Origin of the sequence: Pseudomonas guariconensis, assembly GCF_900102675.1 — a bacterium.
In the GTDB taxonomy this organism is placed as follows: domain Bacteria; phylum Pseudomonadota; class Gammaproteobacteria; order Pseudomonadales; family Pseudomonadaceae; genus Aquipseudomonas; species Aquipseudomonas guariconensis.
The window spans coordinates 64,807-83,088 of record NZ_FMYX01000015.1 but is presented as its reverse complement, the minus strand read 5'-3'; the positions used below and the strand labels follow the sequence as shown (position 1 = coordinate 83,088).

At 62.1% G+C, this 18,282-nt stretch carries 17 protein-coding genes and 1 other RNA gene; 10 read left to right on the top strand and 8 right to left on the bottom strand.

All coding sequences use genetic code 11. The features are described from left to right. The first annotated feature begins 99 nt into the window (after positions 1 to 99). The 5 genes from BLS27_RS21190 to gabP all read left to right on the top strand — a co-directional run bounded on the left by BLS27_RS21190 (position 100) and on the right by gabP (position 5,086). Positions 100 to 669, top strand: coding sequence for a GNAT family N-acetyltransferase (locus BLS27_RS21190; RefSeq protein ID WP_043210154.1), 570 nt, complete (start codon positions 100 to 102; stop codon positions 667 to 669). Between the two features lie 95 nt (positions 670 to 764). Then, positions 765 to 1,634, top strand: a complete 870-nt coding sequence (tesB, locus tag BLS27_RS21185) for an acyl-CoA thioesterase II (protein WP_043210152.1) — start codon at positions 765 to 767, stop codon at positions 1,632 to 1,634. Further along, a complete protein-coding gene (locus BLS27_RS21180; protein ID WP_043210149.1) occupies positions 1,631 to 2,221 on the top strand; it encodes an HAD family hydrolase in 591 nt (196 codons plus the stop codon). Before tesB ends, BLS27_RS21180 begins: the two co-directional genes overlap by 4 nt. Before the next feature lie 65 nt (positions 2,222 to 2,286). Continuing rightward, the gene (locus tag BLS27_RS21175) at positions 2,287 to 3,297 is read left to right on the top strand and encodes a zinc-dependent alcohol dehydrogenase family protein (protein WP_090346775.1); all 1,011 of its coding nucleotides are present in this window, start codon (positions 2,287 to 2,289) and stop codon (positions 3,295 to 3,297) included. A 394-nt stretch (positions 3,298 to 3,691) separates the two neighbouring features. Continuing rightward, complete coding sequence (gene gabP / locus BLS27_RS21170; RefSeq protein ID WP_043210144.1) at positions 3,692 to 5,086, top strand: GABA permease; 1,395 nt, start codon at positions 3,692 to 3,694, stop codon at positions 5,084 to 5,086. A gap of 197 nt (positions 5,087 to 5,283) precedes the next feature. On the opposite strand, the gene ssrA is transcribed toward gabP, so the two are convergent. From ssrA to BLS27_RS21145, 5 genes are all read right to left on the bottom strand, one after another. Continuing rightward, positions 5,284 to 5,675, bottom strand: a transfer-messenger RNA (tmRNA) gene (gene ssrA / locus BLS27_RS21165). 89 nt (positions 5,676 to 5,764) lie between these two features. Next, positions 5,765 to 6,058 (bottom strand): hypothetical protein, encoded by a 294-nt coding sequence (locus BLS27_RS21160; protein ID WP_043210142.1) that lies wholly within the window; start codon positions 6,056 to 6,058, stop codon positions 5,765 to 5,767. A gap of 180 nt (positions 6,059 to 6,238) precedes the next feature. Further along, positions 6,239 to 9,049, bottom strand: coding sequence for an FAD-binding and (Fe-S)-binding domain-containing protein (locus BLS27_RS21155; protein ID WP_090346773.1), 2,811 nt, complete (start codon positions 9,047 to 9,049; stop codon positions 6,239 to 6,241). Positions 9,050 to 9,121: 72 nt separating this feature from the next. Beyond that, positions 9,122 to 10,267 carry an FMN-dependent L-lactate dehydrogenase LldD gene (gene lldD, locus BLS27_RS21150; protein WP_043210138.1) on the bottom strand — a complete coding sequence of 382 codons (1,146 nt, stop codon included), beginning with the start codon at positions 10,265 to 10,267 and terminating at the stop codon, positions 9,122 to 9,124. A gap of 63 nt (positions 10,268 to 10,330) precedes the next feature. Beyond that, positions 10,331 to 12,001 (bottom strand): lactate permease LctP family transporter, encoded by a 1,671-nt coding sequence (locus tag BLS27_RS21145; RefSeq protein WP_090346771.1) that lies wholly within the window; start codon positions 11,999 to 12,001, stop codon positions 10,331 to 10,333. Positions 12,002 to 12,255: 254 nt separating this feature from the next. Here BLS27_RS21145 and BLS27_RS21140 point away from each other — a divergent pair, with 254 nt between their 5' ends. After that, positions 12,256 to 13,023 (top strand): FCD domain-containing protein, encoded by a 768-nt coding sequence (locus BLS27_RS21140; RefSeq protein ID WP_043210135.1) that lies wholly within the window; start codon positions 12,256 to 12,258, stop codon positions 13,021 to 13,023. Between the two features lie 114 nt (positions 13,024 to 13,137). Here the strand turns inward: BLS27_RS21140 and smpB are convergent, their stop codons facing one another. Further along, positions 13,138 to 13,620 (bottom strand): SsrA-binding protein SmpB, encoded by a 483-nt coding sequence (smpB, locus tag BLS27_RS21135; RefSeq protein WP_043210132.1) that lies wholly within the window; start codon positions 13,618 to 13,620, stop codon positions 13,138 to 13,140. Positions 13,621 to 13,783: 163 nt separating this feature from the next. Here smpB and BLS27_RS21130 point away from each other — a divergent pair, with 163 nt between their 5' ends. Together BLS27_RS21130 and BLS27_RS21125 are read left to right on the top strand one after the other, a co-directional pair. Continuing rightward, positions 13,784 to 14,218, top strand: coding sequence for a type II toxin-antitoxin system RatA family toxin (locus BLS27_RS21130; RefSeq protein ID WP_043210130.1), 435 nt, complete (start codon positions 13,784 to 13,786; stop codon positions 14,216 to 14,218). Next, positions 14,211 to 14,519 (top strand): RnfH family protein, encoded by a 309-nt coding sequence (locus BLS27_RS21125; RefSeq protein ID WP_043210129.1) that lies wholly within the window; start codon positions 14,211 to 14,213, stop codon positions 14,517 to 14,519. Before BLS27_RS21130 ends, BLS27_RS21125 begins: the two co-directional genes overlap by 8 nt. A 90-nt stretch (positions 14,520 to 14,609) precedes the next feature. On the opposite strand, the gene BLS27_RS21120 is transcribed toward BLS27_RS21125, so the two are convergent. Continuing rightward, positions 14,610 to 15,140 (bottom strand): outer membrane protein assembly factor BamE, encoded by a 531-nt coding sequence (locus BLS27_RS21120; RefSeq protein ID WP_043210127.1) that lies wholly within the window; start codon positions 15,138 to 15,140, stop codon positions 14,610 to 14,612. Between the two features lie 97 nt (positions 15,141 to 15,237). Here BLS27_RS21120 and fur point away from each other — a divergent pair, with 97 nt between their 5' ends. Beyond that, the gene (fur, locus tag BLS27_RS21115) at positions 15,238 to 15,642 is read left to right on the top strand and encodes a ferric iron uptake transcriptional regulator (protein ID WP_043210124.1); all 405 of its coding nucleotides are present in this window, start codon (positions 15,238 to 15,240) and stop codon (positions 15,640 to 15,642) included. Positions 15,643 to 15,773: 131 nt separating this feature from the next. Here fur and recN read toward each other — a convergent pair whose 3' ends face one another. Beyond that, the gene (gene recN / locus BLS27_RS21110) at positions 15,774 to 17,447 is read right to left on the bottom strand and encodes a DNA repair protein RecN (protein ID WP_043210122.1); all 1,674 of its coding nucleotides are present in this window, start codon (positions 17,445 to 17,447) and stop codon (positions 15,774 to 15,776) included. A gap of 194 nt (positions 17,448 to 17,641) precedes the next feature. On the opposite strand from recN, the gene grpE reads away from it, so the two are divergent. Beyond that, entirely contained in the window at positions 17,642 to 18,196 is a 555-nt protein-coding gene (gene grpE / locus BLS27_RS21105; protein ID WP_043210121.1) for a nucleotide exchange factor GrpE, read from the top strand. Positions 18,197 to 18,282: the final 86 nt, after the last annotated feature.

Genomic DNA, 18,282 nt, shown 5'->3' with positions numbered 1-18,282 from the left:
GGAGGCCGGTGAAGTGCGTGTGAAAATTGCATTCACAGTGCCAACGGCGCGCTGGCGCCTACGCTTTACAGTGCATGACCGCGAATTCGGAGCACCCTGATGACCCCTATCCTCGAACTGGAAAGCGCACGGCTTGTGTTGCGCCAATGGCAGGACGACGATCTGCGTGAGTTCGCCGCGCTGTGCGCCGACCCGCAGGTGATGCGCTATTTTCCGGCACCGATGACGCGCCTTGAGTCCGCGGCGCTGATCGGGCGGATACGTGGGCATTTCAATGAATACGGTTTTGGCCTATGGGCCTTGGAGCGTAAGGACAGCGGCGCCTTCATCGGCATGACGGGGCTGCTCAATGTCAATTTCGACGCCCCTTTCGGCCCTGCCGTGGAGATCGGCTGGCGCCTGGCGCGGCGTCATTGGGGCCTGGGCTTTGCCAGCGAGGCGGCGTGGACCTGCCTGCGTTGTGCTTTCGCCCAATTGCACCTGGATGAAGTGGTGTCGTTCACTGCCGAGGGCAACCTGCCGTCGCAGAAGGTCATGCAGGCCATCGGCATGGTCCAGGACCTTGCCGGCAGTTTCGAGCATCCCCGCCTGGCCGCCGGCCACCCCCTGCGCCCTCATGTGCTGTACCGCATCGATCGCGCGCGGTGGCAACAGACCTTGCGTGGCTGAATGGCACGCCATGCAGGGTGCGAATGACAAACCCTGTATCATTTGCCCGCATGAGAGCGCCGTAGAGCCGTGATGCCTTGCTAGGAGAATCCCCCATGAGCCATGTATTGGACGACTTGGTCGACCTGCTGAGCCTCGAGTCCATCGAAGAAAACCTGTTCCGAGGTCGCAGCCAGGACCTTGGCTTCCGTCAGTTGTACGGTGGACAGGTGCTTGGCCAGTCACTGTCGGCGGCCAGCCAGACCGTCGAAGAGGCGCGCCATGTGCATTCATTGCACGGCTACTTCCTGCGCCCGGGCGACGCCAGCATGCCGGTCGTGTATTCGGTCGATCGCGTGCGCGACGGCGGTAGCTTCAGCACCCGGCGGGTGACGGCGATCCAGAAGGGGCACCCGATCTTCACGTGCAGCGCTTCGTTCCAGTACGACGAGGGTGGTTTCGAGCACCAGGCGCCAATGCCCGATGTGGTCGGGCCGGAAAACCTGCCCAGCGAAGTCGAGCTGGCGAGCGCCATGGCCGAACATCTGCCCGAGCGCATTCGCGACAAGGTGCTGTGCGCCAAGCCCATCGAGATTCGCCCGGTCACCGAACGCGATCCGTTCAACCCCAAGCCGGGCGATCCGATCAAATACGCCTGGTTCCGTGCCGACGGCAAGCTGCCGGATATGCCGGCCCTGCACAAATACCTGTTGGCCTACGCCTCGGACTTTGGCCTGCTGACCACCTCGCTGCTGCCCCATGGCAAATCGGTGTGGCAGAAGGACATGCAGATTGCCAGCCTCGATCACTCGCTGTGGTTCCACGGCAACCTGCGCGCCGATGAGTGGCTGCTGTACGCCACTGATAGCCCCTGGGCGGGCAACGCCCGTGGCTTCAACCGCGGCAGCATCTTCAACCGCGCCGGCCAGTTGGTGGCGTCGTCGGCCCAAGAGGGCTTGATCCGCCATCGTGAGGACTGGGCATGAGCCTGGGCAGCATTCGCCACTGGGTGTTCGACATGGACGGCACGCTCACGGTGGCGGTGCACGATTTCGCGGCGATTCGCGAGGCGCTGGGCATACCGCCTGAGCACGACATCCTTACCCACCTGGCGGCCTTGCCGGCCGAGGAGGCCGCGGCCAAGCATGCCTGGCTGCTTGAGCACGAGCGCGACCTGGCGATTGCCTCCAAGCCGGCTGAAGGGGCGGTGGAGTTGGTGCGCGAACTGGCCGGACGGGGTTGCCAACTGGCCATCCTGACCCGCAATGCACGGGAGCTGGCGCACGTCACTCTGGAGGCCATCGGCCTGGCCGACTGCTTTGCTGTCGAACACATCCTCGGGCGTGACGAAGCCGCGCCCAAGCCTAGCCCCGACGGCTTGCTGAAGATCGCCCAAGCCTGGGACGTTTCTCCGGCTTCGCTGGTGATGGTTGGCGACTATCGTTTCGACCTGGATTGCGGCCGCGCCGCAGGGGCGCGCACGGTCCTGGTCAATCTGCCGGACAACCCCTGGCCGGAACTGGCGGACTGGCATGCCGCCGATTGCCGCGCCCTGAGGTCGTTGCTCGGCTGACCCTGCCTGTCCAGACCGGTCTAATCTGCAGTGTTGGTTTTTCGATCCCTCAAGGAGACTTTGTGATGAGCAACAAGGCCATCTATGTGCAACCCGGTGGCGGTTACGACAACGTCCAGGTAGGGACCAGCGAGGCGCGCGCGCCGCAGGCTGGCGAAATCACCGTGCGCCTGCACGCCAGCTCGCTCAATTACCATGATTTCGCCGTGGTCAGCGGCATGTGGGGGCCGAGCGAACGACGCATCCCAATGGCCGACGGCGCAGGCGAAGTGGTCGCGGTCGGGCCGGGTGTCAGCGAGTTCCAGGTGGGGGACTCGGTGGTGAGCACGTTCTTCCCCGACTGGCTCGATGGTCAGGCGAACGTGGAAGGCTTCGCCACGGTGCCCGGCGATGGTATCGATGGCTACGCCCGTGAGCAGGTGACGGCCCGCGCCACCGCCTTCACCTTGGCGCCCAAAGGCTACAGCCACGCCGAGGCGGCCACCCTGACCACCGCCGGTCTTACCGCCTGGCGCGCGCTGATGAGCGATGACCACCTCAAGCCGGGCGACACCGTACTGGTACAGGGCACCGGTGGTGTGTCGATCTTCGCTTTGCAGTTCGCCAAGCTGGCCGGAGCCACGGTGATCGCCACCTCCTCCAGCGATGCCAAGCTCGAGCGCCTAAAAGCCTTGGGCGCCGATCATCTGATCAACTACCGCAGTACCCCTGCATGGGGCCAGAAGGTACGTGAGCTCACGGATAACCGCGGTGTCGATCATGTGATCGAAGTCGGCGGGCCGGCCACCCTCGAACAGTCGATGATCGCTGCGCGTATCGGCGGACACGTTTCGTTGATCGGTATCCTCACCGGCGTTGCCGGTCAGTTGCCGCTGGTCCAGGCGCTGGTGCGCCAGATCCGCTTGCAAGGTGTGCTGGTGGGCAGTCGTGCCCAACAACAGGCGATGATCCGGGCGATCGACGCCAACGGCCTGCGTCCTGTGGTGGACAAGCACTTCGAGCTCGAGCAGATCGTCGAGGCCTTCCGCTACCAGGAAAGCAACCGCCATTTCGGCAAGATCTGCCTGACCTATTGAGCGGGTCAGGGGGCCGCTGGTGCGGCCCTTCGCGGGTAGACCCGCTCCCACAGCTTCCGCGCCGTTTTCAAGACCTACGATGGCGCTACCCTGTTGCGCTGGAACGACCGTTCCAGAGCGATTCTGTGCAAACATAGGTGGCAATCTACTGGCCATGGCATGGATGGAAACACCATGTCGTGATCGAGCAGTTGCGGGGCGTTTTCGAGCATTTTTTGGTCGACCACCCCCGCTTAAAGTGGTCCCTGCATTTTGTGGGTGCATCGCCCTGGATACGTGAAAACCTCAACAACACACGTAAGCGATGCGCCGTGTCACTGTTCTTTCAAAGGAGAAGTTGTTCGCCTACCTCTGCCCGTCCTTTCCTTGTGTCAGCAAAAAGAGAACAAGATCAATGAACACCGTGGGATCTGATGGCAACCTTGCACAAGGTTTCAAGCCACGTCATGTAACGATGCTGTCCATCGCAGGCATCATCGGTGCCGGACTTTTCGTAGGCTCAGGGCATGCCATCGCGGCAGCCGGGCCGGCAACCATTCTTTCTTATTTCGTGGCCGGGACCTTGGTGGTTCTGGTCATGCGCATGCTCGGTGAAATGGCGGTCGCCCATCCTGACACCGGTTCCTTTTCCACTTACGCCGAACAGGCCATCGGCCGCTGGGCCGGCTACACCATCGGTTGGCTGTACTGGTGGTTCTGGGTCTTGGTGATCCCGATCGAAGCCCTGGCCGCCGGGCACGTGCTCAATGCCTGGTTCCCCCAAGTGGACAGCTGGATCTTCGCCTTGCTTTCGGTCGTGTTGTTGGCCGGCACCAACCTGTTCAGCGTGGCCAAGTACGGTGAGTTCGAGTTCTGGTTCGCGATTCTCAAAGTCACGGCCATTCTCGGTTTCATCGGTCTTGGATTCGCCGCTCTACTGGGCTGGTTGCCCAATCGCGAAGTCAGCGGCTTGAGCACGCTGATGGCCGAGCACGGTGGTTTCACGCCCAAGGGCTGGTCCGCCGTAGTCGGCGCCTTCATCACTGTGATGTTCAGCTTCATCGGCACCGAGGCGGTGACCATTGCCGCTGCCGAATCCAGCGACCCATCGCGCAACATCGCCAAGGCCACCCGCTCGGTGATCTGGCGGATCAGTACCTTCTACATCCTGTCGATCTTCGTGATCATCTCCGTCGTGCCGTGGAACGATCCGCAACTGGCTGTGGTGGGCTCCTATCAGCGTGCCCTGGAAATCATGAACATCCCCAATGCAGCCTTCATGGTCGACCTGGTGGTGTTGGTGGCTGTGACCAGCTGCATGAACTCCTCGATCTACATCGCCTCGCGGATGATGTACTCCCTGGCCAAGCGCGGTGATGCCCCGGCAATCCTGAACAAGACCAACAGCGTCGGCGTACCTCGTGCCGCGGTGTTCGGCAGTACCTTGATCGGTGCGGCCATTGCCATCCTCAACTATTTCGCGCCTAAGGGCGTGTTCGAGTTCCTGCTCGCCAGCTCCGGTGCCATCGCATTGCTGGTGTACATGGTCATCGCCATTTCCCAGCTGCGCATGCGCCGCCGTCTGGAACGCGAGAGCACCGAGCTCAAGTTCCGCATGTGGCTGTTCCCGTACCTGACCTGGGCAGTGATCATCTTCATCGCCTGTGCCTTGGGCGTGATGATGTTCACCGAAGAACACCGTGCCGAGGTGACGGCAACCCTTAGCCTGGCGTTGGTGATTTCCTTCCTGGGGATCGTCACAACCCGTGGACAGGCCCGCAAGGAAGTGGGCGTGCGCTCGATGGGTTGATCCAAAGTCCGAGCGGGAGCTTCGATGGCATCGCCGCCGCTGCTCCCGCTTTGGCAGCCGCAAGACATGCAGGATGCGATGGCCGACAACGACGAAGCGATCGTGGATGATCTGAAGGATCAGGCCGAAGGCTGACCGGTAGCCGTCGTGCAGGCATAAAAAAAGGCACCTGGGTGATCAGGTGCCTTTTGTGTGTCTGGTGGAGCCGGGGGGATTTGAACCCCCGTCCGCCAGTCCTCCGCTGTCGGTACTACATGCTTAGCCGTGTCTATTGAGTTAATCCGCAGCCGCCCGACGGGCAGGGTGCTTTGGACGAGTTGTGTAAGTTTTAGCCGCTTCGTCCACAACGTACTACGCGGCGATCCTGTTCTGTATGACAATCACTTCGGGTTTACAGGCATCCCCTGGTGATTGCTGGAGCCGAAGCTACCAGGAGAGCGGGCTCAGCTGCTTACGCAGCGAGAGCGTAGCCCTCGTAGTTTTCGTCATTGGCAACTATAGAAAGTTGCAACAGTGGATTTACGAGTTCTGTTACCAACTCGGCATGCACCTAGAGTTTCGATACCGGCGTCGAATCCTAATCGGCCCCACACTCAGCTCTAGCTGACGTGCCTTTCGACACGTGGGAGCAGTATACGCGTTTGCACGCCCGGCGTCGACAGCTGCGCCGATTGCGCGTCAGGAGCCGCTGCCGCTGCTGGAGCCACTGCCTTTCTCGGTTTTTTCCATGCGTTCGAGTACCTGGCTGGTGATGGCGATGCATTCCTTGGTGTCGCCGGAAGCCTGGGCGGCCTTGGCCTTGTCGACGCGCTCGGTGATGGCTTTGTCCAAGCCTTCGGAGGTCGTGCCGAGGGTGGCCATGTTGTCGTCGATTTTTTGCAGGTTGATGGCGCAGAGGTCTTCGTCGGCGAACACCGGCGAGGCCAGCAGGGTTGCGGCCGCGAACAGGGCGGAAAGCGCAGTACCTTTCATGGGGTGTCTCCTCGTGATGGCCTCTGGAAGGTGGGCCTGTAACGGTGGACTGCGCAGGTTTTGCCTGGGTTCCATTTGATGGGTAGTACTGTTGCTGCCGGATGTTTTCGTCGCGGGTAAACCCGCTCCCACAGGGGGGCGGGTTCATGCGTGAGAGGCAGTCAGGCCGCCCTGGCGGCCTTAAAGGCTGCGCGCTCGCGTGACGCGGTCCACTAGATAGACCAGCCCGTGATAGTCGATGCCGCTGTGGCTGGACAGACCGATCTCGCAGGTGCGGCTGGTGGAGATGCCTTCGCTGCAGTACTGCACGGCATCTTTCAGGCTGCGCAGCGAGTGGGCGTTGAGTTCCGGTGTGGTGAAGCCTTTGTCGCCGGCGAAACCGCAGCAATGGATGCCCTCGGGGATCACCACCTGCTTGCTGCACAGACGCACCAGGTCGATCAGCGCCTGGCTTTCGCCCAGATGTTGGGTGCTGCAGGTGACATGCACAGCGACGGGCTCGTCCTGCGCAGTGAACGTCAGGCGCTCGACCAGGTGAGTGCGAATGAAGCGCACCGGGTCGTACAGGTCCAGGCGGGTATCGGCCAAATCCTGGACCAGGCGCAGGGTACAGGGGCTGGTGTCGCAGTAGATCGGGTCGAGGCCGCCACGGCTGGCGTGCAATAGCGCGTTGATCAGTTCCTGGCGCTTGTGCTCGGCCTGTTCGGCATAGCCTTTTGAGGCGAAGGGCTGGCCGCAGCACAGGCTGTCGGCGTTCTCGGGGAACACCACCTGATAGCCGGCTTTTTCCAGCAGTGCGCGGGTTTTATCCAGCAGCGAGCTTTGCTCTCGATCCCCGGCTGACGGCCCCATCACCCGCGAGACGCAGGCGGCGAGATAGACCACCCGTGGGCGAGCATCATGGCTTGCCGGCGCGATATCGACGGCGCGAACCGCTTGGGGCATGGCGGGGGTCCATTGGGGCAGGCGCCCATTGCTGGCTTTGCGCAGGGAGGTGCTCAAGCGGCTCAGGCGTGGGGCGCCGAGCAGCTTGCGCGCACCGTTGGCGGCGGCCAGGGTCAGTCGAGCGCCGCGCAGAGCGGTAGTGAAGTGTTCTGCGAGCCAGTTGGCGGCCTGGCCATGTGCGGCAGCCTGGCCTCGCAGTTTCTTCACCAGTTCACCGGTATTGATGCCCACCGGGCAACGCTGGGCGCACAAGCCGGTGGCAGCACAGGTATCGATGCCCTGGTATTGATAGGTTTTCAGTAGCTCCCGAGTATCGAGGCCAGCACGGGTCCTGGCTTGGATATCACGCCACATGACAATGCGCTGGCGCGGGCTCAGGGTCAGCCCTTTGGAGGGGCACACCGGTTCGCAGAAGCCGCACTCGATGCATTTGTCGACGATCTCGTCGGCTGCTGGGAGGGGCTTTAGGTGCTTGAGATGGATATCTGGATCTTCGCTGAGCACCACGTCGGGGTTGAGGATGCCGTTGGGGTCCAGCAGGCGTTTGAGCTGCCACATCAACTGATAGGCGTCCTGGCCCCATTCGAGCTCCACGAAGGGCGCCATGTTGCGTCCGGTGCCGTGTTCGGCCTTGAGCGAGCCGCCGAACTCCACGGCCACCAGTTGTGCTACGTCATCCATGAAGGCCTGGTAGCGCGCCACTTCCTCAGGGCTGTTGAAGCCCTGGGTGAAGACGAAGTGCAGGTTGCCTTCCAGGGCGTGGCCGAAAATGATCGCCTCGTCGTAGCGGTGTTTGTCGAACAGCTGGATCAGGCGATTGACACCCTCGGCCAGTTGCTCGATGGGGAAGGTCACGTCCTCGATGATGACCGTCGTGCCGGTCTGGCGCACCGCGCCGACGGCGGGGAAGGTGTCCTTGCGGATCTTCCACAGCTGGTTGTACACCGCCGGGTCTTCGCTGAAATCCACGCGTTGCTCCAGGGGGAACCCGGCAATGGCCGCCATGATCTGGCTGAGCTGCTCGTGGAGCAGGCTCTGGCTGGCGGCGCGGGACTCGATCAGTAAGGCGCAGGCATTGGTCGACAGCCCCTTCACCCAGGCAGGCATGCCGGGCATGTCCTGCACCGAACGCAGGCTACGCCGGTCAAGCAGCTCCACGGCGGACACCGGCTGTGGCTTGAGCACGGTCACGGCGCGGCAGCAGCTTTCCACCGAGGGGTGGACCAGTAGGGCGCTGGCCTTGTGCGGGTGATCGGGCACGGTGTCGTAGGTGACTGCGCTGATGAAGCCCAGGGTGCCTTCGGAGCCGACCAGTAGGTGCTGGAGGATATCCAGCGGTTGGTCGTAGTCCACCAGAGCGTTGAGTGACAGCCCGGTGGTGTTCTTCAGCCGGTACTTGTGCCGGATGCGCTCGGCCAGCGCCGTGTTGGCCCGGGTCTCGCGGCCCAGGCGGGCGAGTTCGTCCAGCAACGGCGCGTGGCTTTGGCTGAAGGCAGCGACACTGGCCGGGTCCTCGCTGTCCAGACAGGTGCCGTCGGCCAGCACCATGCGCATACCGGCCAAGGTGTGGTAGGTGTTCTGAGCGGTGCCGCAGCACATGCCGCTGGCGTTGTTGGCGACGATGCCGCCGATTTTGCAGGCGTTGATCGAGGCCGGATCCGGGCCGATCTTGCGCCCATAAGGCGCGAGCCAGGCGTTGGCCTGGGCACCGATGACGCCGGGTTGCAGCCGGATCTGCTCGCCCTGGCCACGGATCTGACGACCGTTCCAGTTATCGCCTAGAACGATCAGCACCGAATCGCTGATGGCCTGGCCGGACAGGCTGGTGCCTGCAGCCCGGAAAGTGACCGGCACACGGTCGCGCTGGGCCAGGTGCAGTAGGCCCACCACCTCGTCCTCGGATTCGACGCGCACCACCAGCTTTGGGATGAGCCGGTAGAAGCTGGCGTCGGTGCCGAACGCCAGGGTCGAGGTCGGGTCATCGAAGCGGCGCTCGGCGGGAATCAGGCGCTGGGCATCTCGCAGGAACGCGGCGGGCAAGCTCATGCAATCTCCTCTCGGGGCCACAGCGTCTGTCGCGCTGCGTGCCCCGGTCAATCAGGCAGTTTCGTGCAGGCGTCAGGCGCCCAGTTCGCGGACCAGCGAATCGCGGGTGATTTCGCTGATGGATTTGGCACCGGTCAGGACCATGGCCACGCGCATTTCTTTCTCGAACAGATCGAGCAAATTCTTCACCCCGGCCTCGCCATGGGTGGCCAGCGCATAGAGGAAGGCGCGACCGATCAGCACAGTGTCAGCGCCCAGGGCGATCATGCGCACCACGTCCAGGCCATTGCGGATACCGGAGTCGGCGAGGATCTTGATGTCGCCTTTGACCGCGTCGGCAATCGCCGGCAGGGCGCGGGCACTGGACAGTACCCCGTCGAGTTGGCGGCCGCCGTGGTTGGAGACGACGATGCCGTCGGCACCGAACTTCACTGCGTCCTTGGCATCCTCGGGATCAAGGATGCCCTTGATGATCATCGGGCCATCCCAGAACTCTCGGATCCACTCCAGATCCTTCCAGGAAATGGACGGGTCAAAGTTGGCACCCAGCCAGCCGATGTAGTCCGCCAGGCCTGTGGGGTTGCCGCGGTACTTCGAAATATTGCCCAGATCATGTGGGCGGCCCAGCAGGCCTACATCCAACGCCCACTGCGGGTGAGTCATCGCTTGCCAGATGCGACGCAGCGGCGCGTTCGGGCCGCTCATGCCGGAGTGGGCATCACGGTAGCGGGCGCCGGGCACCGGCATGTCGACGGTGAACACCAGCGTCTTGACCCCAGCGGCCTTGGCCCGCTCCAGGGCGTTGCGCATGAAGCCGCGATCCTTGAGGACATAAAGCTGGAACCACATGGGCCGGTCGATCGCCGGGGCGACTTCTTCGATGGGGCACACCGAGACCGTCGACATAGTAAAGGGAATGCCCTTGGCCGCCGCCGCCCGTGCGGCCTGGACCTCGCCACGGCGCGCGTACATACCGGTCAAACCGACCGGTGCCAGGGCCACGGGCATGCTCAGGGTTTCGTCGAACAGCCGGGTTTCCAGGCTCAACTCGGACATATTCTTCAATACGCGCTGGCGCAGGGCGATGCTGGCCAGATCCTCGACGTTGTGGCGCAAGGTGTATTCGGCGTAAGCACCGCCGTCGGCGTAGTGGAAGAGGAACGGAGGCAGCTTGCGTTGGGCCGCGGCGCGATAGTCGGTGGAGGCGGAAATGATCATGGATTCTCGCAGCGTGGGTGGGGATCGTTGCCGGACGCGCCAAGGCGCCCGGCACCTTTCACTTTAGTGATGAACCAGCATGCCGGTGAGCCAGTAGGCCTGGACTAGGGTGATCAGGCCGACGATGGTGGCGAAGAACAGGCTGTGCTTGACGGTAAAGCGGAACAGGTCGGACTCCTTGCCCACCAACCCGGTGGCGGCGCAGGCCACGGCGATGGACTGCGGGGAGATCATCTTGCCGGTCACGCCGCCGCTGGTGTTGGCGGCCACCAGCAGGGTGTCGTTGACCCCAATCTGGTGCGCGGTGGTGGCCTGCAGTGAGCTGAACAGGGCGTTGGACGACGTGTCGGAGCCCGTCAGGAACACACCCAGCCAGCCCAGGAACGGCGAGAAGAACGGGAATGCTGCACCCGTACCGGCCAGCACCAGGGCCATGGTCGAGGACATGCCCGAGTAGTTGGTGACGAAGGCGAAGGCCAGGACCATGCCAATCGACAGGATCGGCCAGCGCAGCTCCCAGAACGTCTCCTTCAAAGTGGTCAGACCAGTTTTTACGTTGATCTTGAGGACCCACATCGAGATCAGTGCCGAGAGGAAGATCGCTGTGCCGGTGGCGGAGATCGGGTCGAGCTTGAAGATCGCCGGCATTGCGGTCGGCGCGGTGACGATCGGCGCGGTCTTGATCACCAACTGGTCGAGGTGCGGGATGGCGAAGTTGAACACGAAGTTGTACATCGCGCCGCCCGGGGCGAAGGCTGCCTTGAACGGTTTGAGGGTCCAAATGGTGACCAGCACGGTCAGGATCAGGAACGGCGACCAGGCCTTGAAGATCTCGCCGAAGCTGTATGGCGAAGGTTGGCTACCGCCACTGCTGACCACGGCCGCGCCGACACTGCCTTTGGCTTCGGCGAAGGCGCGCTTGGGCTGCCAGACTTTCAGGAACAGGGTCAGGGCGATCAGGCTGGCCAGTGCCGAGGTGATGTCCGGCAGCTCAGGGCCGATGAAGTTCGAGGTGAAGTACTGGGTGATGGCGAAGCTCAGGCCGGCCACCAGGGCGGCTGGCCAGGTTTCCTTCACGCCGCGCAGGCCATCCATCATGAATACCAGCCAGAAGGGCACGAACAGCGACAGCAGTGGCAGCTGGCGGCCCGTCATGGCGCCGATGTGGAAGGCGTCGATTCCGGTGACCTGACCGGCGACGATGATTGGAATGCCCAGGGCGCCGAACGCCACCGGGGCGGTGTTGGCGATCAGGCACAGGCCGGCAGCATACAGCGGGTTGAAGCCCAAGCCCACCAGCAGCGCGGCAGTGATGGCCACCGGGGCACCGAAGCCGGCCGCGCCTTCGAGGAAGGCGCCGAAGCAGAAGCCGATCAGCAACACCTGCAGGCGCTGGTCATCGGTGATCGACAGCACGGAGCTTCGGATCACTTCGAACTGGCCGCTCTTGACCGTGAGTTTGTAGAGGAACACCGCGGCAACGATGATCCAGGCAATCGGCCACAGGCCGTAGAGGAAGCCGTAGCCTGCAGCGGCCAGGGCCATGTCGACAGGCATCTGGAAGGCGAAGATCGCAACCAGAATCGACAGGGCCAGCGTGATGCTGCCGGCGACGTGACCTTTGAGGCGGAACATCGCCAAGGCCAGGAAGAAGAACACGATGGGAATGACCGCCGCCAGCGCGGACAGGCCAAGACTACCAAGCGGGCTATAGAGTTGTTGCCAGGTTTGCATATGGGGTGGCCCCTAATTGTTGTTGGTCAGGCACTGGCATTGGATAATTGGTAATACCAATTTACAATGGCTGGTCGCTAGGTTAAAAGCGCTATCGAGGCTGTGTCAATTTGTCCTGGGCAAAACTTTGGTCGGATGCCGATGAATGGCCGGCTGATGGGCAGGGGAAATCGTCAACTGATGGGTGTCGATACGCTGTGGATCGGCGAGAATGGACGCCCCCCTAAGTGCGTGGGGATTGTGGAGAGCATGTGATGGTTTTTGATCAGGTCCGCCAACGGCGCCTGTCCGACGACATCGTCGATCGGTTGGAAGGGATGATTCTCGAAGGTACGCTGACCTCAGGGCAGCGCCTGCCGGCCGAGCGCGTGTTGGCGGAGCAGTTTGGCGTATCCCGGCCTTCGTTGCGCGAGGCGATCCAGAAGCTGGTGGCTAAAGGGTTGTTGGTCAGTCGCCAGGGCGGTGGCAATTATGTGGCCGAGGCACTGGGGTCAACGTTCAGCGATCCGTTGCTGCAGCTGCTCGAGCGTAACCCCGAGGCTCAGCGCGACCTGTTGGAGTTTCGCCATACGCTGGAGGCTTCCTGTGCCTACTATGCGGCCCAGCGGGCCACGGAGCCTGACCGTGAGCGGCTCAAGGCTGCCTTCGATGCGCTGCAGGACTGCTATGCCCGTGTCGACGAGGTCAGTCGGGCGGAGGAGGGGGCGGCCGATGCGCGTTTTCACCTAGCGATCGCCGAGGCCAGTCACAATGCAGTGCTGCTCCATACCATCCGCGGCTTGTTCGACCTGCTCAAGCGCAACGTGGTGACCAATATCGGCGGTATGTACCAACAGCGCAGCGAGACCCGCGACATGCTGATCAGTCAGCATCGCGAGTTGTATCGGGCAATCATCGAGGGTAGGGCAGACGATGCGCGGGAGGTCTCGAGCCGGCACATTCTGTACGTGCAGGAAGTGCTCGAAGAAGCGCAGCAGGAGGCCCAGCGTGTAGCACGCGCAGAGCGACGCAGCGGGCGTTGAGATGGGTTGCTTTGTGTAGGCGTTTAGCGGGTAAACCCGCTTCTACAGGGTCGCCGTCGCTGTCCCTGTAGGAACGGGTTTACCCGCGAATAGACTTGCACAGGCAGGGAGGGCTTACTCGCCCTTGCCCTTGTTGCGCATCGTGCGCTGGATCTCGCGATTGGAGTCGCGCTCGCGCAGGGTGTCGCGCTTGTCGAACTCCTTCTTGCCCTTGCCCAGTGCAATTTCGCACTTGATCAGGTGCTTGCTCCAGTACAGCGAGAGGGCTACGCAGGTGTAGCCCTTCTGTGCCACGGCAGCCTCCACGCGTTCGAGCTCGCGCTTGTTCAGCAGCAGCTTGCGGGTGCGGGTGGGGTCGGCGATGACGTGGGTGCTGGCGGTGGTCAGCGGGGTGATGTGGCTGCCGAACAGCCAGGCTTCGCCGTCCTTGAGCAGCACGTAGCTGTCGGTCAGGTGCGCCTTGCCGGCCCGCAGGCTCTTTACTTCCCAACCGGACAGGACCAGTCCGGCCTCGAACTTGTGTTCGATGAAGTAATCGTGTCGCGCTTTTTTGTTTTGCGCGATGGTCCCGGTCGGATGTTTCTTTTGCTTAGCCATAGGGGCCGCATTATAGGCAGTCGCTGCGTCGGCGGCTACGGGGTTTAGGTGTGCTTGAGCCTGTAGGATGAATCCCGGACAATGCAGGGCCTGTTCCCTCGAAGGGAACTGTTTTCGATGTGCTTAGAAAGCGCTGCCGCCCTGCCTTGGAAGTGACGCCTGGATGACTACCCATATTCAACGCTCTGCCCTGCTGCCGTACCCTGCCCAGGCGCTCTACGATCTGGTGAATGACGTGGCCAGCTACCCGAAATTCCTGCCGTGGTGCTCGGCCTCGACCGTGATCGAAGCCAGCGACACGCACATGCGGGCGAAGCTGGAAGTGGCCAAGGGCGGCATGAGCCAGCAGTTCGTCACACGTAATGTGCTGGTACCTGGGCAGTCGATCGAAATGAATCTGGAGGAAGGGCCGTTCACCCAGTTGCATGGCCTGTGGGTGTTCAAGGCATTGGGCGATAAGGCCTGCAAGATCAGCCTGGACCTGTCCTTCGATTATGCCGGCCCTCTGGTGCGCGCTACCCTCGGCCCTCTGTTCAACCAGGCGGCCAACACGCTGGTCGATGCATTCTGCCAGCGGGCCAAGCAACTCAATGGCTGAGGCAAACCTGAACATCGAGGTCGTATACGCCACTGCCGAGCGTCAATGGCTGCTGACGTGCGTGGTGCCCGCAGGCACAACCGTACATCAGGCGTTGCTCCACTCTCGGCTCGCCGAGCAAGTGCCGGGCTTGGACGTCGAGGCTTGCCCGGTGGGGATCTTCGGCAAGGTGGTGAATGATCCGTTTGCGCATCAGGTCGAGGAGGGGGATCGTCTGGAGGTCTACCGGCCGTTGTTGGCGGATCCGAAGGAAGTGCGCAAGCTGCGTGCCGCCAAGGCGAGAGCTGCGCGGCAGGGATAGGCCTGATACTTGTTGGGCACACAGTGGTCCTTAAGTCGATCAGGCAATAAAAAGCCCGGGCATTGCCCGGGCTTTTTTGTCTCGCCGCGCTTATTGCGGGGAGGTTTCCAGCGGTGCTGGTGTCGGGACCGGCGTGGTCTCGATAGTGTCGATTTCTTTCTGGATCGATTCTTCCAACGAGCCTGGCTTGGCCGGTTTTTCTTCCGGTTGGCTTGGCTGGGCCGGTTGAGTGGCTGGGCTGACGGTGGTGTCGCCGCTGCCGCCGAGGATTTCCTGGTCGCGGCTCACGCCTGGCATGAAGTCGCCGGACAGGCTGACTAATTGATCGCTGTCGTTGAAGAAAATGCTCATGCGCTCTTGCTGACGCTGGCCGCCGCCAGGCTGCAGGCTGTAGAGGTAATCCCAGCGATTGGTATTGAACGTGTCCTGGATCAGTGGGTTACCCATGATAAACCTTACTTGGCGGCGGGTCATTCCGGGGCGCAATTGGTCTATCATGTCCTGCGTAACGACATTGCCCTGCTGGATGTCGATTTTGTAAACCCCGGGAAACGAGCAACCGGCGAGTGCGAGCAGTCCCACTAGGGTGAGGCTGGTTAGCAAGAGCTTGGTGTTTTGCATCGGTGGGCGACTTCCACTATCTTGGCTGGACAACGTAAACCCCGATCATACCCGTATTAAGAGAAGCTGCGAAGCAGCATCGGCGAGAAAGCTGACCATGGTTGAAAATAGCGAATTGCGCAAAGCCGGTCTCAAGGTGACCCTGCCTCGAGTCAAGATTCTACAGATGCTCGACTCCACGGAGCAGCGCCACATGAGCGCCGAAGACGTCTACAAGGCACTGATGGAAGCCGGTGAAGACGTCGGTCTGGCAACCGTGTATCGCGTACTGACCCAGTTCGAAGCGGCGGGTCTGGTGGTTCGCCACAACTTCGACGGCGGTCATGCGGTCTTCGAGCTGGCTGACGGCGGCCACCACGACCATATGGTCAACGTGGACTCTGGTGAAGTCATCGAGTTCGTGGATACAGAGATCGAAAAGCGCCAGAAAGAGATCGTTGCCCAGCACGGCTACGAGCTGGTTGACCATAACCTGGTCCTCTATGTGCGCAAGAAAAAGTAACGATTTATATCGTTAACAAAACAAAGGCGGCCCTCGGGTCGCCTTTTGTTTTTAGGTTGCGGGGGATCTCGTTGTTATTCATACATAGGCCCGATCCCGCCAGCGCTGCGCCTTAATTGAAGCCGAACAACTCAGGCCTTACCTGTGACCACCATCTTGCGCGCATGGGCCAGCGATTCCTTGGTGAGGTCGATGCCGCCCAACATCCGCGCCACCTCCTCGACCCGCTCGCGCTTGCCCAGGTTGGCCACTGCTGTATGAGTGGTATCGCTGTTGCGTACCTTGTGCACGAACAGATGATGGTGCCCCTGGGCTGCGACCTGGGGCAGGTGGGTCACGGTCAGGACTTGGCCGCGCTCGCCCAGCCGACGTAATAGCTGGCCGACAATTTCTGCGGTAGGGCCGCCGATGCCAACGTCCACTTCATCGAACACCAAGGTGGGGATGCGCGAGGTTTGCGCAGTGATCACCTGGATCGCCAGGCTGATCCGCGACAGCTCGCCGCCTGACGCCACTTTTGCCAAGCCCTTGAGTGGCTGGCCCGGGTTGGCGCTCACCAGCAGCTCGACCACCTCCAGACCATGGGGCGAAAGCTCGCTGCCTTCATAGGGTGTGAGTTCGATACAGAAACGCCCGCCGGGCATGCCCAGGCGCTGGATCTCCTGTTCAACGGCCGTGGCGAGCTGCTTGGCCGCCTGCTGGCGCAACGCACTGAGCTCGAGGGCTTTGGTCTGGTAATGCTGGGCATAGGCGGCCAGTTCCTCGCCCAGGCGCTCGATCGATTCGTCGCTGGCGTTGAGCCCTTCCAGCTCGTCCATCAAGCGCTGTTGCAGGTGAGGAAGCTCGGTCGGGTGCACGCGGTGCTTGCGTGCCAGGGTGTAAATAGTGTCGAGGCGTTCCTCCAGGGCTTGCAGGCGCATGGGGTCGGCATCGAAGTGATCGAGGAAGCGGTTGAGTTCGCCCACGGCTTCCTCGACCTGGATCTGTGCGCTGGCGATTAGATTGGCGGCCTCGCCCAGCGCTTTGGGCGCGTTGGCGACGGCGGTCAGGCGATTGAGGCTGGTGGTCAGTGCACTGAGCACATTGCCGGAATCGCTTTCGCTGCAATGGTCGATCACCTGGCGGCAGATACCGAACAGGGCCTCGGCGTTGGTCAGGCTTTTATGTTCCTGTTCCAGTTGCTCCAGTTCATTTTCGCCCAGGCCAAGGTTGTCCAGCTCTTCGAGTTGATAGCTGAGCAATTGGTGACGGGCGCGTTGCTCGTCACCGGAGTTGGACAGGCGTTCCAGCTCCTGGCGGGTCTGACGCCAGCGCTGGGCAGCCAGTTGTACCTGACGGGCCAGGTCGATGGCGCCCGCGTACTCGTCCACAAGGCGACGATGGGTGTCGGTTTTCAACAGAGACTGGTGTTCGTGCTGGCTATGAATATCGATGAGCAGTTCGCCCAGGGCCTTGAGATCGCCCAAGGGGGAAGGGGTGCCATTGATATAGCCGCGGCTGCGTCCTTCGGCAGTGATGACCCGGCGCAGGATGCAGGGACCGGTGTTGTCCAGGTCGCGCTCGGCCAGCCAGGCACGGGCTTCAGGAATCTCGTCCAGGTCGAATGTGGCGAGGATGTCTGCCTTGTCTGCCCCAGGGCGTACCACGCCGCTGTCGGCGCGATCGCCCAAGGCCAGGCCCAGGGCGTCGAGCATGATCGACTTGCCGGCGCCGGTTTCGCCGGTGATCACGCTCATGCCGCGGGCAAGTTCGAGGTCGAGGTGCTCGACGATGGCGTAGTTGTGAATGGACAGGTGCACCAGCATGAGGGCGGCTCCCGAAGGGTCATGTCTGGTTATTTATACAGTGCTTTTCGTCGGGCTGACAATGCCCGCCGGGCGATCAATATCGTCATGGGAAAACAGCGTTGGCCCTTGAACCTTGTTTTTCCGGCCCCATATAGCCGGCAAGACAAGACGAGCCTGGGCTCGCATATCAGAAATTGCGGAGGAGAAACCTAATGGCTGACGAACAGCTGGATGAGAAGAACCTTAACGCCGAAGAGGCTGGTGCAGAGGATCTCGGTGCCCGCGTCCAGGTGCTCGAGGAGCAGCTGGCCGCCGCCAAGGATCAGTCCCTGCGCGCTGCCGCCGAACTGCAGAACATCCGCCGTCGCGCCGAGCAGGATGTCGAGAAGGCCCACAAGTTCGCCCTGGAGAAGTTCGCGGGCGACTTGCTTCCGGTGATCGACAGCCTGGAGCGTGGCCTGGAGCTGTCCAGCGCCGACGACGAGACCATCAAGCCGATGCGCGAAGGCATCGAGCTGACCCTGAAGATGTTCCACGACACCCTCAAGCGTTACAACCTCGAGGCTGTCGACCCGCACGGCGAGCCGTTCAACGCCGAGCACCACCAGGCCATGGCCATGCAGGAAAGCGCCGACGTCGAGCCGAACAGCGTGCTCAAGGTGTTCCAGAAGGGCTATCTGCTCAATGGCCGGCTGCTGCGTCCCGCCATGGTGGTGGTCAGCAAGGCGCCGGCAGCCCCCCAGCCGTCGATTGATGAAAAGGCTTGAAATCCTTCCGGGCATCCCCATCTAGGTGTCAAGCATTCAAGTATTACCGCAGTTGGCCAATGTAGCCGCTGCAACCTAATTCAAGT